The 20,234-nt window shown below is 54.2% G+C and carries 20 protein-coding genes; 4 read left to right on the forward strand and 16 right to left on the reverse strand.

The features are described 5' to 3' along the window. Positions 1-79: 79 nt before the first annotated feature. Positions 80-1,045 carry a L,D-transpeptidase family protein gene (locus GFB57_RS18290; protein ID WP_003030809.1) on the forward strand — a complete coding sequence of 322 codons (966 nt, stop codon included), beginning with the start codon at positions 80-82 and terminating at the stop codon, positions 1,043-1,045. Between the two features lie 86 nt (positions 1,046-1,131). Here the strand turns inward: GFB57_RS18290 and bhsA are convergent, their stop codons facing one another. Further along, positions 1,132-1,389, reverse strand: a complete 258-nt coding sequence (bhsA, locus tag GFB57_RS18295) for a multiple stress resistance protein BhsA (protein WP_003030810.1) — start codon at positions 1,387-1,389, stop codon at positions 1,132-1,134. A 243-nt stretch (positions 1,390-1,632) separates the two neighbouring features. Here bhsA and comR point away from each other — a divergent pair, with 243 nt between their 5' ends. Then, positions 1,633-2,268 carry a TetR family copper-responsive transcriptional repressor ComR gene (gene comR, locus GFB57_RS18300; RefSeq protein WP_003030812.1) on the forward strand — a complete coding sequence of 212 codons (636 nt, stop codon included), beginning with the start codon at positions 1,633-1,635 and terminating at the stop codon, positions 2,266-2,268. A gap of 254 nt (positions 2,269-2,522) precedes the next feature. Then, positions 2,523-4,703 (forward strand): TonB-dependent siderophore receptor, encoded by a 2,181-nt coding sequence (locus GFB57_RS18305; protein WP_003030813.1) that lies wholly within the window; start codon positions 2,523-2,525, stop codon positions 4,701-4,703. A gap of 57 nt (positions 4,704-4,760) precedes the next feature. Here the strand turns inward: GFB57_RS18305 and GFB57_RS18310 are convergent, their stop codons facing one another. The 8 genes from GFB57_RS18310 to hinT all read right to left on the reverse strand — a co-directional run bounded on the left by GFB57_RS18310 (position 4,761) and on the right by hinT (position 10,806). Then, positions 4,761-5,300, reverse strand: a complete 540-nt coding sequence (locus tag GFB57_RS18310) for a glycine zipper 2TM domain-containing protein (protein WP_003030814.1) — start codon at positions 5,298-5,300, stop codon at positions 4,761-4,763. Between the two features lie 168 nt (positions 5,301-5,468). Then, entirely contained in the window at positions 5,469-6,773 is a 1,305-nt protein-coding gene (gene ndh, locus GFB57_RS18315; RefSeq protein ID WP_003030815.1) for an NADH-quinone dehydrogenase, read from the reverse strand. A gap of 236 nt (positions 6,774-7,009) precedes the next feature. Beyond that, positions 7,010-7,552, reverse strand: coding sequence for an alpha/beta hydrolase YcfP (gene ycfP / locus GFB57_RS18320; RefSeq protein WP_003030817.1), 543 nt, complete (start codon positions 7,550-7,552; stop codon positions 7,010-7,012). A gap of 21 nt (positions 7,553-7,573) precedes the next feature. Continuing rightward, positions 7,574-8,599, reverse strand: a complete 1,026-nt coding sequence (gene nagZ / locus GFB57_RS18325; RefSeq protein ID WP_003030818.1) for a beta-N-acetylhexosaminidase — start codon at positions 8,597-8,599, stop codon at positions 7,574-7,576. Positions 8,600-8,609: 10 nt separating this feature from the next. After that, a complete protein-coding gene (gene thiK / locus GFB57_RS18330) occupies positions 8,610-9,434 on the reverse strand; it encodes a thiamine kinase (RefSeq protein WP_003030819.1) in 825 nt (274 codons plus the stop codon). Next, positions 9,415-10,056, reverse strand: coding sequence for a penicillin-binding protein activator LpoB (gene lpoB, locus GFB57_RS18335; RefSeq protein WP_003030820.1), 642 nt, complete (start codon positions 10,054-10,056; stop codon positions 9,415-9,417). Before lpoB ends, thiK begins: the two co-directional genes overlap by 20 nt. Positions 10,057-10,069: 13 nt before the next feature. Next, positions 10,070-10,444 carry a YcfL family protein gene (locus GFB57_RS18340; RefSeq protein ID WP_003030823.1) on the reverse strand — a complete coding sequence of 125 codons (375 nt, stop codon included), beginning with the start codon at positions 10,442-10,444 and terminating at the stop codon, positions 10,070-10,072. A gap of 2 nt (positions 10,445-10,446) precedes the next feature. After that, complete coding sequence (hinT, locus tag GFB57_RS18345; RefSeq protein WP_003030826.1) at positions 10,447-10,806, reverse strand: purine nucleoside phosphoramidase; 360 nt, start codon at positions 10,804-10,806, stop codon at positions 10,447-10,449. A 349-nt stretch (positions 10,807-11,155) separates the two neighbouring features. Between hinT and fhuE the strand changes: the two genes are divergently transcribed. Then, the gene (fhuE, locus tag GFB57_RS18350) at positions 11,156-13,342 is read left to right on the forward strand and encodes a ferric-rhodotorulic acid/ferric-coprogen receptor FhuE (protein WP_003030828.1); all 2,187 of its coding nucleotides are present in this window, start codon (positions 11,156-11,158) and stop codon (positions 13,340-13,342) included. A 22-nt stretch (positions 13,343-13,364) separates the two neighbouring features. Here the strand turns inward: fhuE and paaY are convergent, their stop codons facing one another. The 7 genes from paaY to paaG all read right to left on the reverse strand — a co-directional run bounded on the left by paaY (position 13,365) and on the right by paaG (position 20,233). Beyond that, complete coding sequence (paaY, locus tag GFB57_RS18355) at positions 13,365-13,961, reverse strand: phenylacetic acid degradation protein PaaY (RefSeq protein WP_003030829.1); 597 nt, start codon at positions 13,959-13,961, stop codon at positions 13,365-13,367. Positions 13,962-13,972: 11 nt separating this feature from the next. Then, entirely contained in the window at positions 13,973-14,899 is a 927-nt protein-coding gene (gene paaX / locus GFB57_RS18360) for a phenylacetic acid degradation operon negative regulatory protein PaaX (RefSeq protein ID WP_161799265.1), read from the reverse strand. 158 nt (positions 14,900-15,057) lie between these two features. After that, positions 15,058-16,374 (reverse strand): phenylacetate--CoA ligase PaaK, encoded by a 1,317-nt coding sequence (paaK, locus tag GFB57_RS18365; protein ID WP_290366871.1) that lies wholly within the window; start codon positions 16,372-16,374, stop codon positions 15,058-15,060. A 28-nt stretch (positions 16,375-16,402) separates the two neighbouring features. After that, the gene (gene pcaF, locus GFB57_RS18370) at positions 16,403-17,608 is read right to left on the reverse strand and encodes a 3-oxoadipyl-CoA thiolase (protein ID WP_003030835.1); all 1,206 of its coding nucleotides are present in this window, start codon (positions 17,606-17,608) and stop codon (positions 16,403-16,405) included. Continuing rightward, positions 17,608-18,030: a hydroxyphenylacetyl-CoA thioesterase PaaI gene (paaI, locus tag GFB57_RS18375; RefSeq protein WP_003030836.1), complete on the reverse strand. Its 423-nt coding sequence runs from the start codon at positions 18,028-18,030 to the stop codon at positions 17,608-17,610. Before paaI ends, pcaF begins: the two co-directional genes overlap by 1 nt. Then, positions 18,023-19,441 (reverse strand): 3-hydroxyacyl-CoA dehydrogenase, encoded by a 1,419-nt coding sequence (locus GFB57_RS18380; protein WP_003030837.1) that lies wholly within the window; start codon positions 19,439-19,441, stop codon positions 18,023-18,025. The genes paaI and GFB57_RS18380 overlap by 8 nt, the downstream gene beginning before the upstream one ends. 3 nt (positions 19,442-19,444) lie before the next feature. After that, positions 19,445-20,233: a 2-(1,2-epoxy-1,2-dihydrophenyl)acetyl-CoA isomerase PaaG gene (gene paaG / locus GFB57_RS18385; protein WP_003030838.1), complete on the reverse strand. Its 789-nt coding sequence runs from the start codon at positions 20,231-20,233 to the stop codon at positions 19,445-19,447. Position 20,234: the final 1 nt, after the last annotated feature.

The raw sequence follows: 20,234 nt of genomic DNA on the forward strand, positions 1-20,234 counted from the left end.
TTCCAGACACAGCAAACCGCCATAATTCTCGTTTACTTTTACATAATAAAAACCACGTAAAAACAATGGATTTATGGTGATGTTAAACAATAAACGACTCTCTCGCTGGCTCGCGTTTTTTACGCTGGCAGCGACCTTCGCGTTAGCACTTCCGGCTCAGGCAAACACCTGGCCGCTGCCACCGCCGGGAAGCCGTCTGGTGGGCCAGAATACCGTTCACGTTGTTGAAGACAATGGCGGTTCTCTGGAGGCGATTGCGAAAAAATATAATGTCGGCTTTTTAGCGCTGCTGCAGGCCAACCCCGGCGTTGACCCTTACGTACCACGTCCGGGCAGCGTGCTGACTATACCGTTACAAACTCTGCTACCTGACGCCCCGCGCGAAGGTATTGTTATCAACCTCGCCGAACTGCGTCTTTATTATTACCAGCCGGGGACCAATTCGGTGACCGTTTATCCTATTGGTATTGGCCAGTTAGGTGGTGACACGCTGACGCCTACGATGGTAACCACCATTTCTGATAAACGCGCCAACCCCACCTGGACGCCGACGGCAAATATCCGCGCGCGATACAAAGCAAACGGAATTGACCTGCCTGCCGTTGTACCTGCCGGTCCGGATAACCCGATGGGCCATCATGCAATTCGCTTAGCGGCATACGGCGGCGTTTATCTGCTGCACGGCACCAATGCTGACTTTGGCATCGGCATGCGCGTCAGTTCCGGCTGTATTCGTCTGCGCGACGGTGATATCGAAACCCTGTTCCGTCAGGTAACGCCCGGAACTAAGGTCAATATTATCAATACGCCGATCAAAGCATCCGTTGAGCCTAACGGCGTGCGGCTAGTAGAAGTACATCAGCCGCTGTCCGAAAAAATCAATGACGACCCGCAACTGTTGCCAATCGTGCTGAACGCGTCCATGCAGACATTTAAAAATTCGGCGCAAACAGATACCGCCGTCATGGATCATGCGATGGAGATTCGCTCAGGCATGCCGGTCGATGTGACCCGTCATCACGACGTTGCTCAACAACCGCTGTAAACGTAGCGTATTAAAAAACCCCCGCTGGATTTTATTCCGCGGGGGTTTTTTATTTAACTCGCAGTGGCATTGCGATGGGTTAAATCTTATTTGTAGATAACAGCAGTCCCATGAAGGGTGTTAGGACCGGTAACGGAAGTAATACGGAAAGACTTCGCACCCATCTCATCGGCTTTCTGCGCCAGTTGATCTTCCAGTGAACCTAAGTTAGTCCCCGCATTCGCAGAAATAGTACCAACTTTCTCTTGACCCGCAGGTGTGGACTGAACTTCAACAGCGGCAAAGCTTGCAAATGACAGTGAGCTAAGAACAGCAGCAACAAACAGTGTTTTTACGTTTTTCATGATAGTGACCTTTAGCAGATGAATGGGTGTCGAAAAGATTAACTTAACGATCGATAGGTAAATCATAGATGTGATCCAGGTCACACGTCAATACTTTTTTATAATGATCGTTATATAAAATATAAAGGTCTTATTTTTCATGCCAATAGCTATAATTTATTTTTATCGTGAATCCGCTGGAGTGTGCAGTCGAATATTTTTATAATGGTTGTTCAATAAACCCAACAAAGGTACATCGGCGCCATGACAACTGAAACGACAGGTTGTGCAAAAAAAAGCCGTGGCCGACCAAAAGTGTTCGACAGGGAAGCCGCGCTTGATAAGGCCATGACACTCTTCTGGCAGCACGGATATGAAGCGACCTCGCTCGCCGATCTCGTAGAAGCTACCGGCGCAAAAGCGCCCACGCTGTATGCGGAGTTCACCAATAAAGAAGGGTTGTTCCGTGCCGTACTGGACCGCTACATCACCCGCTTTGCGGCGAAACACGAAGCCCAACTGTTTTGTGAAGAAAAAAGCCTTGAGTCCGCACTGGAAGACTATTTCACCGCCATAGCGACCTGCTTTACCAGCAAGGACACCCCGGCGGGATGTTTCATGATTAACACTTCTGCGACGCTGGCAGCCTCTTCCCGTGATATTGCGCACACGGTGAAATCCCGCCATGCAATGCAGGAACAGACGCTTACTCAGTTTCTTCATCAACGTCAGCAACGAGGTGAAATCCCCGCCTACTGTGACGTGCAAAAACTGGCTGAATACCTGAACTGTATTTTACAAGGTATGTCGATCAGCGCCCGTGAAGGTGCAACGTTTGAAAAACTGATGCAGATCGCACGTACCACCCTGCGGCTGTGGCCCGAACTCGTCAAAGCTTAACCCTTTCCCGCAATTCCCCCGCTGTACTAACCCCCCCGGGAGCTGATTAAGCCCCGGTTAGATTCCCGTTCCATTGTCCCTACATTTCTCATTGTTTTCATCGTGTTATCCGATCATTTTTTGTAAAGGGTATTGATAACGACAATTGTTATCAGCAATATTCGCATTTGTTTTAATGCCTGTTTCACAATGTAACCATCGGTTTCTCTACCGCCATAACAAAAACAGATCGACTCTTTTTAAAAGGAATACAAATGAATAAGCGTCTCTGGGTGCTCAATCCTCTCCTGTTGTCTTTAACCCTCCCGGCCATTGCGGCTGAGGAAGAGAACCTTATCGTCAGCGCCAACCGTAGCCAACGCACCGTGGCAGAAATGGCGCAAACGACCTGGGTTATTGAAGGAAGCGAGATTGAACAACAGGTTCAGGGGGGGAAAGAGTTCAAGGATGTTCTTGCTCAGTTAATCCCAGGAATCGATGTCAGTAGCCAGGGGCGTACAAACTACGGCATGAACATGCGTGGTCGCGCCATTGTCGTGCTCATTGACGGTGTCCGTCTGAACTCCTCGCGAACCGACAGCCGTCAGCTTGACTCCATTGACCCGTTTAACATTGCGCACATTGAAGTCATTTCAGGCGCAACCTCACTTTATGGCGGTGGCAGTACCGGCGGATTAATCAACATCGTCACCAAAAAAGGCCAGCCGGAGCGTGAAGTAGAACTCGAACTGGGGAGCAAAAGCGGCTTCAACAACAGTAATGATCATGATGAACGCGTTGCCGCGGCGGTGAGTGGAGGAACAGATCGCGCTTCCGGGCGTATGTCCGTCGCGTATCAACGATTTGGCGGCTGGTATGACGGTAATCACGATGCCCTGCTGCTGGATAACACCCAAACCGGGCTACAGCACTCCGATCGTCTGGACGTGATGGGCACCGGGACGATTGAACTTGACGACAACCGTCAGTTGCAACTGGTTACACAGTATTACAAGAGCCAGGGGGATGATGATTACGGGCTGGATCTCGGCGAGAACATGTCCGCCGTAACCGGAAACGGTAAAGCTTATACCAGCAGCGGACTGAATTCCGATCGTATTCCCGGAACCGAACGTCATCTGATCAGCCTGCAATATTCAGATGCGGATTTTTTCGGCCAGAACCTGGTCAGCCAAATCTATTACCGCGACGAATCGCTGAAATTCTATCCTTTCCCGACGCTCAGCAAAGGTAAGGTCACCAGTTTCTCCGCATCTCAGCAGGACACAGACCAGTTTGGCGCCAAAATTACCCTCAACAGCCAGTTGATGGATAACTGGGAGCTGACGTGGGGTATCGATGCCGATCACGAGACCTTCGATTCCAATCAGAAATTCTTCGATCTGGCCTGGTCCCTGCCCTCCGGCGGCATGGATAACCGCACCGCTTATACCACCGGGCGTTACCCCGGTTACAGCATCACCAACTTTGCGCCTTTCCTGCAAAACAGCTATGACATTAACGACATCTTTACCCTCAGCGGCGGCGTGCGCTATCAATGGACCGAAAACAGGGTTGATGATTTCGTTGGCTATGCTCAACAGCAGGGAATCGCGACCGGGCTTGCGAACTCTGCCGATACCATTCCGGGCGGCAAAACCGATTACGATAATTTCCTGTTCAACGCCGGTATCCTCGCCCATCTGACTGACCGTCAGCAAACGTGGTTTAATTTCTCTCAGGGCGTGGAGCTTCCGGATCCAGGGAAATATTACGGTAACGGCACCTATTCGCTGGTTGGCGATCATTACCAGCTCCTGCGCAGCGTCAACGTGGCGGATTCACGTCTGGAAGGGATTAAAGTTAACTCGTACGAACTGGGATGGCGCTACACCGGCGATAGTCTGCGCACGCAACTGGCCGCTTACTACTCGACTTCGGATAAATCGATCGTTATCAACCGCAGCGATATGACCATTAACGTTCAACCCGACGATCGCCGCATTTATGGCCTTGAAGGCGCGGTGGATTATTTCATTGCGGATACGGACTGGAGCCTGGGCGGCAACTTCAATGTCATTAAATCGGAAGTGAAACAGAACGGTAAATGGCAAAAATGGGATGTGACTCTGGCCTCACCGTCGAAAGCAACCGCGTGGGTCGGCTGGGCACCAGAACCGTGGACCTTACGCGTACAGAGCCAGCAAACATTTGATCTGACCGACGCCAGCGGCAATAAGCTGGATGGCTATAACACCATGGACTTTATCGGCAGCTATCAGCTCCCGTTGGGTAAGCTGACCTTTAGCGTGGAAAACCTGCTGAATGAAGAGTACACCACGCTGTGGGGACAACGTGCGCCACTGCTGTACAGCCCAACCTACGGCAGTCCGTCACTGTATGAGTACAAGGGCCGGGGCCGCACCTTTGGTCTGAACTATGCCTTAACCTTCTGATAAAAAAGGCCCCCCAGCCTGAGCGAATGGGGGGCTAATGTTCAGGATAATGCTATTTTACGCTTTGTTATTCAGTACCAACTGTCCGTTGTTATCCAACGGAATTTGCGCGCCGGGGTCCTTATCCATACGGATTTTCCCCTGCTGATCGCCAATTTTGTACGTCACGTCGTAGCCCAGCATCTTTTCAGATTTGTCATACACCGTTTTACAACGCTGCTGCGTGGTGGTGTAAGTATCGTTTTCCTGCATCGAACCCTGAATCTGATTACCTGCATAGCCGCCGCCTAAAGCCCCGGCCACGGTGGCAATATCTTTACCACGTCCGCCGCCAAACTGATGGCCAATAACGCCACCCGCAACCGCACCCAATACGGAACCCGCAATACGGTTTTCATCTTGTACCGGCTTACGGTGCGTGACAGTTACGTTCCGGCACTCCTGACGCGGTGTTTTTACCGACTCTTTAATCGGTGTTGCAGAGACAACTTGCGCATACTGTGGGCCACGCTCGAAAACGTTCAGACTGGCCACTGCTGCAACACCCAGCGCAGCAGCTACGCCAATCCCTATACCCGCCAACATTGATTTATTCACGGGACTTCCTCCTTTTTTGCTATTAGCAACAACTTTGCAACAGAAGGTAAGGAATGCCAATCAGATTACGGATGAAAATAGCAGGATGAGGCACGAACGCAGGATGATTCGGAGAACTCTGAAGGAAGGCGCCGGATGCGTAAAATCATCCGGCGCCACAAGTCGATATTAATGCAGTTTCAGACGCGGGCGAATCACCCGGTTGATACTGCCGACCAGCATCATCAGGCCGGTTTTGAAGTAGCCGTGTAAAGCAATCTGGTGCATGCGGTACAGTGAGATGTATACAAAGCGCGCAATACGCCCTTCCACCATCATCGAACCACGGGTCAGGTTGCCCATCAGGCTACCCACGGTAGAAAAGTTAGAGAGCGAGACCAGAGAGCCGTGATCTTTGTACTGATACGCTTTCAGTGGCTTGCCGTTCATCTGTGCCAGAATATTGTTCATCGCACAGGTCGCCATCTGGTGTGCTGCCTGAGCGCGCGGAGGCACAAAACCCCCTTCCGGGCGCGCGCAGGAAGCGCAGTCGCCAATCGCGTACACGTCAGGATCGCGCGTGCTCTGCAAAGTTGGCTCAACCACCAGTTGGTTAATACGGTTCGTTTCGAGACCGCCAATGTCTTTCATAAAGTCTGGCGCTTTGATACCCGCCGCCCACACCATCAGGTCGGCTTTAATGTATTCGCCATCTTTGGTGTGCAGTCCGCCTTCGTCAGCGCTGGTAACCATCGTCTGGGTCAGTACGCGTACGCCCAGTTTGGTTAACTCATTATGCGCAGCACCGGAAATACGCGGCGGCAACGCAGGCAGAATGCGCTCGCCAGCTTCCACCAGCGTAACGTTCAGCGCGTCGTTGGTCAGTCCTTTGTAACCATAGCTGTGCAGCTGTTTTACCGCATTGTGCAGCTCAGCGGAGAGCTCAACCCCCGTCGCACCACCGCCCACAATGGCGATATTCACTTTTCCGTTAGCGCCCAGATTCGCGGAATACTTCAGGAACAGATTCAGCATCTCCTGGTGGAAACGACGCGCCTGATGCGGGTTATCGAGGAAAATGCAGTTTTCTTTCACGCCAGGAGTGTTGAAATCGTTGGAGGTACTGCCCAACGCCATCACCAGCGTGTCATACGGCACTTTACGCTCAGGAACCAGCAGATCCCCCTTCTCATCGCGCAGCTCAGCGAGAGTAATGGTCTTCGCTTCACGATCGATATCGATCACCGAACCTAACTGAAACTGGAAACCATGGTTACGGGCATGTGCCAGATAGCTCAGCGCATCCACGCCTTCATCCAGTGAACCCGTCGCCACTTCATGCAGTAACGGTTTCCACAAATGACTGTGGTTTCTGTCTACCAGTGTGATTTTGGCCTTTTTCTTACGCCCGAGTTTTTTACCCAACTGCGTCGCCATCTCCAGTCCGCCAGCACCGCCGCCGACAATCACGATCCTTTTCAATGGTGTAGTCAACGTGACCCCCTCAAATTTATTAACCAATTGTTAATTAAAAGTTATTAATATAGCTCTTAATTAACAACAAGTTACAGTAATGAAAATGTTCTTCGAGAGTGAGAATAACACGAACGGTGCATTGGTCATACCAAAATTGATGTGTATCAAGTTTTGATGCTGAAAAGATAGACAACCGGAACTTTAAGAACAAAAAAACCAGCCCGATGGCTGGTTTTTTACGCACTCAATAAGGATTAACCTAACGTCTTGAACGCTTTGATGCGCTGCAAATGCGGAGAGATATTCTTAAACTTATGCGTCTGCTCTTCGTCCCAGACTATCTCGTAAAAGTGATGCAGCTCTTCCGACGAACGCTGGCTATTGAGCGCTTCATCATGACGCGACAGGATAACCAGACAGCGATCGCGATTCTTTTCGCGGAAATTAGTCACGCATTTTGTTGCGATGTCTGCATACTCCTCAGGTCTGTCAATTTTGCCTTCCATGTTCTCATACGGGAACAGGTTAGGATTAAACACGACCTGACGAATATCACACAGAAAACCAATCCGTTCAGCCCAATATCCCCCGAGCCCCACACCACAAATCAGCGGACGGTCATCCACATTCAGCTGCAGCATTTTGTCCACTTCTTTCAGCAGATGCTGCATATCATGTTTGGGATGCCGCGTACTGTAGCTAATCAGCCTGACATCCGGGTCGATGAATTGCAGCTGCAACACCTTCTCATGGTTGCCCGGGCTGTTAGAGTCAAAACCGTGTAAATAGATAATCATCGCATCCTCGCCAAACTTGCGTTAATGACCTGCTTTCTCTTCCTGCCAGCGCTCATGAAGTTGGTTTAGCTGAGCGCTTACCGTCTTCCAGCGTGCCGAATCCATCAGTTCCTGACGTGAAAATGAACCTTTATGATACAAACGTGTAACACGTTCTGCATTGATCGGCGACAGATTATCTAACACACTGACCGCTCCCTTACGATTATTGCAGACCAGGATCATATCGCAACCTGCATCCAGCGATGCCTGTCCACGCTGGGCATAGCTTCCCATAATCGCCGCCCCTTCCATCGACAAATCGTCGGAGAAAATGACACCATCGAAGCCAAGCTCCTGGCGCAGCACCGTTTTCAGCCAGTGAGATGAGCCACTCGCCGGACGCGGATCTACATCACTGTAGATAACGTGCGCAGGCATAATGGCATCCAGTTTGTTCTCAGTAATCAACGTCTGGAACACGGACATATCTTTCGCACGAATCTCGGCTTCTGAGCGAGGATCGGTTGGGGTTTCTTTGTGTGAATCCGCCGTCACGGCCCCATGACCAGGGAAATGTTTACCGGTCGTTTTCATACCTGCGGCATGCATACCGTCAATGAAGCGGGTCGCCATCGCCAATGCTTTTAGCGGATCGGCGTGGTAAGAACGCTCGCCGATTGCGGCGCTGATATGGCCCACATCCAGTACCGGTGCAAAGCTGATATCAATGTCCATCGCGATCATTTCGCTGGCCATCAACCATCCGGCGTCGTGAGCCAGTTTGCCGCCCTCTTCCAGACCGTGCAGCGCGGCAAACGATTGAGCCGCAGGCAGGCGAGTAAAGCCTTCTCGAAAGCGCTGTACGCGTCCGCCTTCCTGATCTACCGCCACCACCAGATGGTTACGCGACGCAGTCCGGATTTGTCGCACTAATTCACGCAGCTGTTCCGGGTCATGATAATTTCGGGTAAAGAGGATCAACCCACCTACCAGCGGATGCGCCAGAATCTCACGCTCTTCTGCGTCCAGCTCATACCCTTCGACATCCAACATTACTGGGCCCACACTGCTCTCCTTATCCTTTCATTGTTAGCTGCCGCCAGGTTTCATCGGCCAGCCTGATAAATTGTCTATCGCCGGTTTGCCGCCAGCGATACTCAAACCACCCCGCCTTCAGCATCATTATCCAGGGTTGCCATTGTCTGACTTGTCGCCACAAAACGTCTGGCTCAATGTGCGCTCGTTGAGCGTAGGTGCTAACCAGCTGTTGGTGCTGGGATTCATCGCTGACCCATACCGCCGCCAGCTCCAGGGCAATATCACCGTCTCCGGCGTATTCCCAGTCAATCAGCCGCAGCCCTGAGGCTGTGCGTACGATGTTGTCACCGTGAACATCCATATGCAGCGGCCCCAGACGCAAAGGTCGAGGCTCACCTCGTTTCCTCAGCCGCTTCAGCGCGCGCAGCCAGCATGGTGTACGACGCGCCGGATCGCCACACTGCCAGTACTGTTCAAGTAGCGGCAGCAGGCTGATTCGCCAGCCCAATCGGGGTTGCTGGTGCAGATGATACAGTAAGCCTGCGAGTTCGTCGGCGTCCGGTAATCTGGATTCTGCCTTACCGTGAAAAAACTCGACGGCCATCCACCCACGCGTATAAAAATAAGGACGTGGCGCAAGGTTTTCTGGCAGGTGTTTTAACGCATGATATTGGCGTAAGAAATGCGATTCCGGCGCATCAGGGTCGTGATGACAACGCAGTACCAGCCGGTGAGAATGATGCTCAATGATGCAGCTCCCGCCGCTCAGGCCAGTTTGGCTGGCTGCGACGGGATGATACTGCGGGAAATAGCGCGACAACACTTCGCCGCGCGTGAGTCTGTTATTGTTGCTGAACGGCACCTTTACCTGACCAGATTATCTCGCCAGTTTGTACCAGCATTAATTGCATTTGCAGCGCAGGCGAATTGACGTTGCCGGATGCGCTGGAATAAAGCACATACTGCGCGCCAACGTTACGGGCGATACCAATCGCTTTACTGCGCGTTCCCAGGCTATCGTTCGGCGACAGACCTAACTGCTGCTTGGCGACTGCCAGTTGCTGAGCGGAAACCAGAGTAAACTTACCGTTATTCGCCAGAGCATTACGTAAGGTTTCGGTGGCTTCACCCGCGTTCAGCGAGCCGTTGGTGCGGTTATTCACGCTATCAACCAGCAGAACGCCGCCCGCTTTTACGCCGTCAGCCTGCAGCATTTTTCCGACCATCGGCTGCATAGCCCCGTTCCAGTCATAATGACGTTGACGTGGCGTCGGCTGCGCCGTTTGGTCCTCGTGCTCAATCGGACCCGGCTGCTGCGGTATGGTTGGCACCGTTGGCACTACCGGCACCGGCTGTTGCGGCTGCACAGGCTGTTCCGGCACCGGCTTGACTTCCTCTACCGGTGCGGGCTCTCGTTGCACCACACAGCCAGAGAGAAACATCGCCAGCGCGGCAACCAGTGCGTAGCGATTCATTTTGATCATCAAGATTCACCCCTTACAAATAAAGATAAAGTCTAACCTTGTGCGCCCCCAGAAAATTGGCGCTGCCGTACAGCGTCACCGACGAATGAGCCGGAATAGTCACACTGCGTGGCGCTTCCAGAGGATGCATTTCCAGTCCTCTGGCGTCATACCAGTAAAACCGATAATGAACGGTGACGGGTTCTTGTCTTTCGTTATAGAGTCGCGAGGATGCCGAGGCCTGAATATCAGACGTGGTTAACGTGGGCTGTTCTGCTGTTATACCTGCCGCCAGAATCGTTGACTCCATCACCAGCGACTGTTCATCACTTACCGGAATTTCTGGGTGTGTTCGACAACCCGCCAGTAGCAGCAAGCCCAGTGAAAGTGCAATGCATCCTCTGATCATGCCTACAGACCTTTATGCGCGAGCATTGGGCCAAGCGCACGGCCACCCAGCAGATGCATATGAATGTGATACACCTCCTGACCCCCGTGGCGGTTGGTGTTCATGATTAAGCGGTACCCATCTGCAGCAATGCCTTCCTGCTCAGCAATTTTCGCTGCAACGGTAATCATGCGGCCCAATGCCTGTTCATGTTCAGCCGTCACATCGTTGACGGTTGGGATCAGGATGTTAGGAATGATCAGAATATGCGTAGGTGCCTGAGGGGAAATATCACGAAACGCAGTGACCAGTTCATCCTGGTATACGATATCCGACGGAATTTCACGACGGATAATTTTGCTGAATATAGTTTCTTCTGCCACGACGTTTTCCTTTTTCATTAACAGCCCAAGCGTTTTGCCATGCTACGCCGGGTAACTCTGCGAGTATAGAGTATGAGCGAGTTACTCACGCTCTTTCAACTTTAACCCTCGATTTTTTAAGCGAAAACCCCAGTCAATGCTGCTCTTATAACCATTTCCCAGCGCTATTGCTCAAGCATAGTACTGAAACAATATTTCATTTATGTCGTAGCATCCGTTTACACATTAAGTGCTAATGCGTATATTTCGCATTTGTATTTACATGCGCATTTAATAATTTACAACCAAAGGGCTCATCACAACTACCGGTGATTCGAACTTAATATTAATAATTATCAAGGACTTTTCGATGTCTTTCACAACACTCAACGGGAATATTCAACGCCAACCGGGGCTTGCCCCTTCTGCGCTGGCAGTCTGCATCACGCTAGCGCTTTTACCTTCCACCAGCCTCGCAGCCCCTGCTGAAGAGACAGTGATCGTGGAGGGTTCTGCTCCAGCCGCATCCAGCGACGAACAGGATTACAGCGTTAAATCGACGACCGCGGGCACAAAAATGCAGATGACACAGCGCGATATTCCGCAATCGGTCAGCATTGTCAGCCAGCAGCGCATGGAAGATCAGCAGTTGCAAACGCTGGGCGATGTGATGGACAACACGTTGGGGATAAGCAAAAGCCAGGCGGATTCCGATCGCAGCAGCTATTACTCGCGCGGATTTCAGATTGATAACTATATGGTCGATGGGATCCCGACCTATTTTGAATCCCGCTGGAATCTTGGTGACGCCCTTTCCGACACCGCCCTTTTTGAGCGTGTCGAAGTGGTCCGTGGTGCAAACGGACTGATGACCGGGACGGGTAACCCTTCAGCCTCCATTAACATGATCCGTAAGCATGCCACCAGCCGCGAGTTCACCGGTAATGTTTCTGCAGAATATGGCAGTTGGAACAAACAACGCTATGTGACCGATCTGCAAAGCCCGCTTACGGCAGACGGCAATGTGCGCGGTCGCATCGTGGCGGGTTACCAGAATAACGACTCCTGGCTTGATCGCTACAATAGCGAAAAAATGTTCTTCTCCGGGATTGTCGATGCCGATTTGGGTGACACCACCAGCCTGTCTGCGGGTTATGAATACCAGCGCATTGATATCAACAGCCCAACCTGGGGTGGATTACCGCGCTGGAATACCGATGGCAGTAAAAACAGCTATGACCGTTCGCGCAGCACTGCGCCGGACTGGGCTTACAACGATAAAGACTTCAACAAAGTGTTTGTCACCATCAAACAACGTTTTGCCGATACCTGGCAGGCGACCATGAACGCCACCCACTCCGAGGTCAAGTTCGACAGTAAAATGATGTACGTCGATGCCTATGTTAATAAGGCCGACGGCACGCTGATTGGCCCATATGGCAACTATGGTCCGGGATATGACTACGTCGGGGGAACCGGCTGGAACAGCGGCAAACGTAAAGTGGATGCTGTCGATCTATTTGCCGACGGCGGTTACGATCTGTTTGGTCGTCAGCATAATCTGATGCTGGGCGGCAGCTACAATAAACAGAATAACCGTTATGAAAGCTCGTGGGCGAACGTTTTCCCCAACGAAATCGGCAGCTTCTATACCTACGATGGTAACTTCCCGGAAACTAACTGGAAACCGCAGTCATTGGCTCAGGACGATACCACGCACATGAAATCGCTGTACGCCGCAACGCGTATTTCGCTGGCCGACCCACTGCATTTGATTGTCGGCGCGCGTTATACCAATTGGCGTATCGACACCCTGACCTACAGCATGGAGCAAAACCACACCACCCCGTACGCGGGCCTGGTGTATGACATTGACGACAACTGGTCTACCTACGCCAGCTATACCTCAATCTTCCAGCCGCAGAACAAGCGCGACAGTTCCGGTAAATATCTCTCTCCGATTACCGGCAACAACTATGAGCTTGGCCTGAAGTCCGACTGGATGAACAGCCGTTTAACCACCACGCTCGCGGTGTTCCGCATTGAACAGGATAACGTAGCGCAATCAACCGGCGTGCCAATCGCCGGTAGCAATGGCGATACGGCCTTTAAAGCGATGGATGGTACAGTCAGCAAAGGGGTCGAATTCGAAATTAACGGTGCGATCACCGATAACTGGCAGATGACGTTTGGCGCGACACGCTATGTTGCTGAAGACAACGAAGGCAATGCTGTAAACCCTAACCTGCCACGGACCACGGTAAAACTGTTCACCCGTTATCGCCTGCCAGCCATGCCGGAACTGACCGTAGGCGGCGGAGTCAATTGGCAGAATCGTGTTTACAGCGATACGGTCACGCCTTATGGCACATTCCGCGCGGAACAGGGAAGCTACGCCCTGGTAGATTTGTTCACCCGTTACCAGGTAACAAAAAACTTCTCAGTGCAGGGTAACCTCAATAACCTGTTCGATAAAACCTACGACACGAATATCGACGGTTCTATCGTTTATGGTGAGCCGCGCAACGTCAGCATCACCGCCAGCTATCAGTTCTGACACCAGGTATTGCGTAGAATCGCTAACCCGCTGACTTAGGTTGCAAATTCTCATCAAACTCCAGCCGCTTTCTGTCGGGTTCTACCGCAGTCAGCGGCTTCACTTCTGCAAGCGTCTGCTGACAGCGCTCCACCAGCACCTGATATTCGCGAGTGCCCTGTTTTTTCCACACCAGCTCCTGCTCAGTTAACATGCGAATCGCTTTCGCCGGGCTGCCGACAATCAGATGGTTGGCAGGCATCTCGGCGCGCGCTTTCACAAACGCCGAAGCACCAACGATACTGTTCTCACCGATTGTCGCGCCATCGATAATCACCGCGCTCATGCCGACCAGCGCGTTACGCCCTATCACACAGCCGTGCAGAATCGCTCCGTGGCCGATATGTCCGTCCTCTTCCACCACCGTATCCTGGCCGGGAAATCCGTGCATCACGCAGTTATCCTGGATATTCGCCCCATCTTTAACCACGATACGCCCAAAATCTCCGCGCAGGCTGGCATTGGGGCCAACATAAACACCTTTGCCGAGAATGACATCGCCAATCAGCACTGCGGTTGGGTGAACATAGCTTTCCGCAGGAACTACCGGGATCATCCCGTCAATCTGGTAAATCGGCATGGCTTCTCCTGTTACGCCTCGGCTAATCCGCCGAAGCGTTGATAATAGAGCGGCCCTGGCGCGGGTAGTTCCCCCACCGAGCTCTCGCCTTTTTCGCTGACGAAAACCTGGGCGCCGGGCGCAACACGTTGATAAATATTAATACACAGCTGACGCGCCGTCTGCCCTAGCCAGTGAGCAGGCAACAATTCTTCCGGCAGCAGCGGATCTTTGAGCACAACCCGACGATAAAGGTGAATGAGCAACAGGCGGATCTGGAAGCAGCGCTCTGGCGTAAGTTCGTCCGGCCCGACGTCACGCAGCAACGGTAACAACGGACGGAACAGAGTGATAAACGCCTCGTACATGGCATTTTGTTCGGTTAAGTGCCAGCACCCTTCTACCCGCTCACGCAGCGCGGCACGGGAGAGTGCCAACGGCGAATGCGCCTCAAAAACGATGACGTTTTCCGCCACCCCAGCTTCATGGAGCAGCGACTGGACGTCCGCCAGCTTTTGCGATGGTGACGCCAGCAGACTCGGCGCCAGTACGCCAAAACCTTGCCATAACAGCTGCTTTTTAACTTCGGCGAGGGTGTTTTTTTCCAGCCCTTCGGAGAGCAGCAGCAGCCAGGTACCGTCCCACTCAGGGGCGCTGGCACGGTAGATTTTGCTCTCGGCGCGACGCGTCAAGCGTAGCCCTTTATCGCTCAGGCGGTAGAAACTGCGTCGGCCGATACGTACCACGTCCAGCCATTCTTCTTTATTAAGGCGAAACAGTGCGGTACGTACAAAACGCTCACCGAAGCCAAGCCCTTCCAGCAGCGCGGCAACACTACCCAACCAGACTTCTCCACCGCGTTGCGATAAACAGTCCCCGTAAAGCGAGGCGATAAGCGAGGTGCCGCTGACCGGCATTGCGGTTACCGCCTGCTGAATAAAACTATCGAGCTTTTCCATATGATTCATACTGTTGTCTTTTTTGTGCTTTTTGAATCATAGCACAGGAATAGATCAGCGATACGCCAGGAGTTTGTAGGCCGGATAAGGCAACGCCGCCATCCGGCAGCGTTGCGCCATTGTGCCTGATGGCGCTACGCTTATCAGGCCTACGAGACTTAGCCGTTGGCGGCAGCTTTACGCAGGTCAAACACGCGGCAGGCCTTGCCTTCGGAGCGTGGAATGCTGCCGCAATTGACGATGCTGACATCCGTTGAAATGCCGACCATCGACTTAATGCGATGACGCAGATGGTGGCAAATCTGGCAGCGCTGCTCGTGGCTTAGCACCAGGCTACTCTCTTTAAGCTCCACGCGTACCGAAAGTGAATCAAGATGGCCACGGCGATCCACTTCAAGCTGATAATGCGGGGCCAGATGATCAATCTTGAGGATCTCTTCTTCCACCTGAGACGGGAATACGTTGACGCCGCGAATAATCAGCATGTCGTCGCTGCGCCCGCTAATGCGATCCATACGACGCATCGTGCGCGCGGTTCCCGGCAGCAGGCGCGTCAGGTCGCGGGTACGATAACGAATGACCGGCAGCGCTTCTTTCGTCAGCGTGGTGAACAGCAGTTCGCCTTGCTCACCGTCAGCCAGTGGCGTACCGTCATCCGGATTAACCACTTCCGGGAAGAAATGATCCTCCCAGATTGTCGGACCATCACCCGTTTCGATGCACTCCATCGCCACGCCCGGCCCCATCACTTCCGACAGGCCATAAATATCGAGCCCCGTAATACCGAGGCGACGTTCGATCTCCGCGCGCATCCCCGTTGTCCACGGCTCTGCGCCAAAGACACCGGTACGCAGCGAACAGCCGCGCGCGTCACCGCCCATCTGGCGCTCCAGCTCTTCAATCAGGTTCAGGCAGTAGGATGGCGTAACCATGATCATGTCGGGCTTAAAATCACGGATCAGCTGCGCCTGTTTCTCGGTCTGGCCGCCGGACATCGGGATCACCGTCGCCCCTAAACGCTCGGCACCGTAGTGCGCGCCCAGGCCGCCTGTGAAAAGGCCATAGCCATAAGCGACGTGGATTTTATCTTTCGCGGTACCGCCTGCGGCACGTAGCGAACGGGCGACGATGTTAGCCCAGGTATCGATATCATTTTGCGTATAGCCCACCACCGTCGGTTTACCCGTGGTACCGGATGACGCATGGATACGCACTACCTGCTCCATCGGTACCGCGAAGGTATCAAACGGATAGTTATCGCGCAGGTCCTGCTTGGTGGTGCACGGGAATTTGCTCAGGTCGCTCAGCTCACGGAAATCAGCCGGGTGAACCCCCGCCGCATCAAATTTGCGGCGGTACATCGGCACGTTTTCATAGGCGTGTTTTAACGTCCATTTCAGGCGCTCGGTCTGCAGAGCGACTAATTCGTCACGCGATGCGGTTTCAATTGGATCTAATTTTGTTGTAGTTGTCATGTTGTAGGGTACTCGCAGGTCAATTAGCTCACACTCGCTCAAGGATCATGGCAATGCCCTGACCCACGCCAATACACATCGTACACAGCGCATAGCGTCCATTGCGTCGTTCCAGCTCCAGCGTCGCGGCCAGCGCTAACCGCACACCGCTCATCCCCAGCGGGTGACCTAAAGCGATAGCCCCCCCATTGGGATTTACGTGTTCTGCATCATCTGCCAGTCCAAGCTGTCTCATCACGCCCAACGCCTGGGCGGCAAAGGCTTCATTCAGCTCAATTACATCCATATCGTTAATATTCAGCCCGGCGCGCTCCAGCACTTTACGCACCGCCGGAACCGGCCCAAGCCCCATGTACTTCGGCTCAACGCCCGCCGTCGCCATCGCCACGATGCGCGCCCGCGGCGTCAGTCCCTGTTCTTTTACCTGCTGTTCACTGGCGATAATCATCGCCGCCGCGCCGTCGTTCACGCCCGAGGCGTTGCCTGCCGTCACCACGCCGCCCTTGCGGAACGGGGTTTTCAACTGAGCAAGCTGTTCCATTGTGGTTTCCGCACGCGGGTGCTCATCGTCGCGCACCGCGCTGACCGCGCCCTTCTTACCAATAATCTGTACCGGTACGATTTCCTGCGCCAGAATGCCGTCACGCTGCGCTTTTGACGTGCGCTGCTGGCTGCGGTAGGCGAAGGCGTCCTGATCTTCACGGCTTATATTTAACAATTCAGCTACATTCTCCGCCGTTTCCGGCATGCTGTCAGTACCAAATTGTTGCTGCATGAGCGGGTTCACAAAACGCCAGCCGATGGTGGTATCGAACATTTCCGCCTGACGCTGGAACGGCGCGGTGGCCTTGCCCATGACGAACGGCGCGCGAGACATCGACTCGACGCCGCCGGCAATCAACAGATCCGCATCGCCCGCCTTAATGGCTCGTGCGGCAAAGCCGATGGCGTCCAGCCCGGAACCGCACAGACGGTTGATGGTGGTGCCCGCCACGCTGTGCGGATAACCCGCCAGCAACGTTGCCATATGCGCCACGTTACGGTTGTCTTCACCGGCCTGGTTGGCGCAGCCGAAAATCACATCGTCGATGGCGCTGGCATCCAGGCGCGGGTTGCGACGGAGCAATTCACGCAGCGGGATCGCCGCCAGATCGTCAGCGCGAACCCCCGCCAGCGCGCCGCCGTAGCGGCCAATCGGGGTACGAATTCCGTCACAAATAAAGGCGTCACGCATTAGGCTTCTCCTGTGATTGTGCCGCCGATGCGGTGCGATTTTCCGCGAAACAGGGCAACGGTTTTTTGCTGTTGATTAACAATCTCAATGTCGTAAACGCCGGTCAGCTTGCCCTGCTGTTTCACCCGCGCGGTGGCGGTCAGCAGATCGCCAGTGAAGGCCGGGCGCAGGAAATCGATGCTCGCCGCCGCCGCCACCGCCGCCAGCCCCTGGCTGTTACAGGCGTAGGCAAAGGCGGTGTCCGCGAGCGAAAACAGCTGCCCGCCGTGACAGGTCTGGTGGCCGTTGAGCATCGATGGCAGCACCGCCATCGTCATCTGCGCATAGCCTTCATCCATTTCGATAATCTCGATGCCCAGCGCGCGGGCGCAGGTATCTTTCTCGTACATGGCGCGGGCGTTGCGCCAGGCCTGGTTACTCATGACGCATCTCCATCAGCGCTTTCTGGCGCAGCAGCGCACTCGGGCGGTAGCGTTCTTCGCCGTAGTGCTGTTGTAGGTTTTCCAGCAGGCGCAGCACGCGCCCCCAGCCAAGCGATTCGCCCCAGGCCAGCGGCCCACGCGGGTAGTTGACACCCAGCCGCATGGCGGTATCGATATCATCCGCGTTAGCAACGCCTTTTTGCACCGCATCCAGCGCTTCGTTCGCCAGCATCGCTACCGTGCGCCATACCAAAAGCCCTGGATAGTCGGCAATACGCAGCACTTTTTTGCCCTGCTGCTGGAAGTAGTACACCGCTTTGTCGGTTGCCGACTGTGGATTGGTTTGAGCGCTCGCCAGTACGACCGTGTCGCCCGCCGCATGGTCATAAACCACTACCGGGCGCTGATGCTGCACGCTTAAAGCCAGCGCGGTTTCACCAGTGGTTTCAAGAAGCAGCACATCATCCAGTTCAGTGACAACGTCACGTTTAATGTTTTTTGCTGCATTTTCAGGCTGTACCGCTGCAACAGCCAGATCAGGCGATACTTCAACAGGCCAGCGATAGACACCGTGTCCACTCTTCTTGCCCAGACGCCCCGCCAGAGCGAGCTCCTGTTGCAGCAAAGACGGCAGAAAGCGGCGATCCTGCCAGAAGGCGTTAAATACCGAACAGGTAACGGCAAAGTTGACGTCCTGACCGATCAGATCGGTCAGCGCCAGCGGCCCCATCGGGAAACCGCCGCCGTCGCGCAGCGCCGCGTCAATCACTTCCGGCGCGGCGACCTGTTCCTCCAGCGCCCGCCAGGCTTCGGCGTAATACGGGCGCGCCACGCGGTTGACGATAAAGCCCGGCGTGGAGCGGCAGCGCACCGGCTGTTTGCCCCAGGCGCTGACGCACTGGCAAAGCTGCTCAACCACTTCCGTGGAGGTGGCAAGGCCGCTGACGACCTCGACCAGCTTCATCACTGGCGCCGGATTAAAGAAGTGCAGCCCCGCCACCCGTTCCGGATGCTTCACTCCCGCCGCAATTGCGGTAATGGAAATCGACGAGGTATTGCTGGTCAGCAGCGTTGACGGCGAACAGATTTCCGCCAGTTGGCTGAACAGCGCCTGTTTAATCTCCAGGCGTTCCGAAGCGGCTTCAATTACTAACTGCGCATCGGCTAGCTGTGTTAATTCGGTTGCTGGCGTAATGCGTGCCAGCAGCGCCTGCGCCTGCTCGGCGCTGACTTTGCCGCGGCTAACGCGGGCGTTGAGGCGCTCGGCAATGCCGTCGATAGCGCGGGTAATCGCCTCAGACGAAATGTCATACAGCCGCACCGCGTGTCCGGCACTGGCCGCCACTTCGACGATCCCGGCCCCCATGGTGCCGCCGCCAATCACGGCGACGGTGTGAAGAGTCTGGCTCATGGCTTATTTCCCGCTGAACTGTGGCTGACGTTTGGCGAGGAAGGCGCTGACGCCTTCGCGATAGTCGTCGCTGCGACCGGCCATGCGCTGGTAGTCGCGCTCAAGCTCAAGCTGCTGATCCAGCGTATTGGTTTCGGAAAGCTGCAAAGCTTTCTTAATTAACCCCAGCCCATAGGTCGGCTGCGTAGCAAAATGACGCGCCATGGCTAACGCAGTGTCTTTCAGTTCAGCGTCGTCCACCACCTGCCAGATCATCCCCCACTGCGCAGCCTGTTCGGCGCTGAGGTTATCGCCGAGCATCAGCAGGCCGACGGCGCGAGCGCGACCGGCAACGCGCGGCAGCAGCCAACTACCGCCGCAGTCCGGCACCAGGCCAAGCTTGCTGAAGGCCATCACAAACTTCGCCGAACGCGCGGCCAGCACGATATCGCAGCCCAGCGCTAACGTTGCACCCGCCCCGGCGGCCACGCCGTTAACGGCGCAGATAACCGGCTTCGGCAGCGCGGCTAAACGGCGCACCAGCGGGTTGTAAAAGCGTTCCACCGACATGCCCAGATCCGGCGCAGGGCCACTCGGGTCAACGTTACGGTCGTTCAGATCCTGTCCGGCGCAAAAACCGCGCCCGGCACCGGTAATCAGCAGGCAGCGAATGGTGTCGTCGCGCTCGGCCTGTTTCAGGCAGTTGGCGAGCTGCTGGTGCATCACGTCATTAAAGCTGTTGAGTCGGTCTGGGCGGTTCAGGGTGAGGGTCATTACACCCTGTTCCACTTCGCTGAGAATGAATGCGTCCACG

Origin of the sequence: Citrobacter sp. S39 (assembly GCF_009495675.1) — a bacterium.
In the GTDB taxonomy this organism is placed as follows: domain Bacteria; phylum Pseudomonadota; class Gammaproteobacteria; order Enterobacterales; family Enterobacteriaceae; genus Citrobacter; species Citrobacter freundii.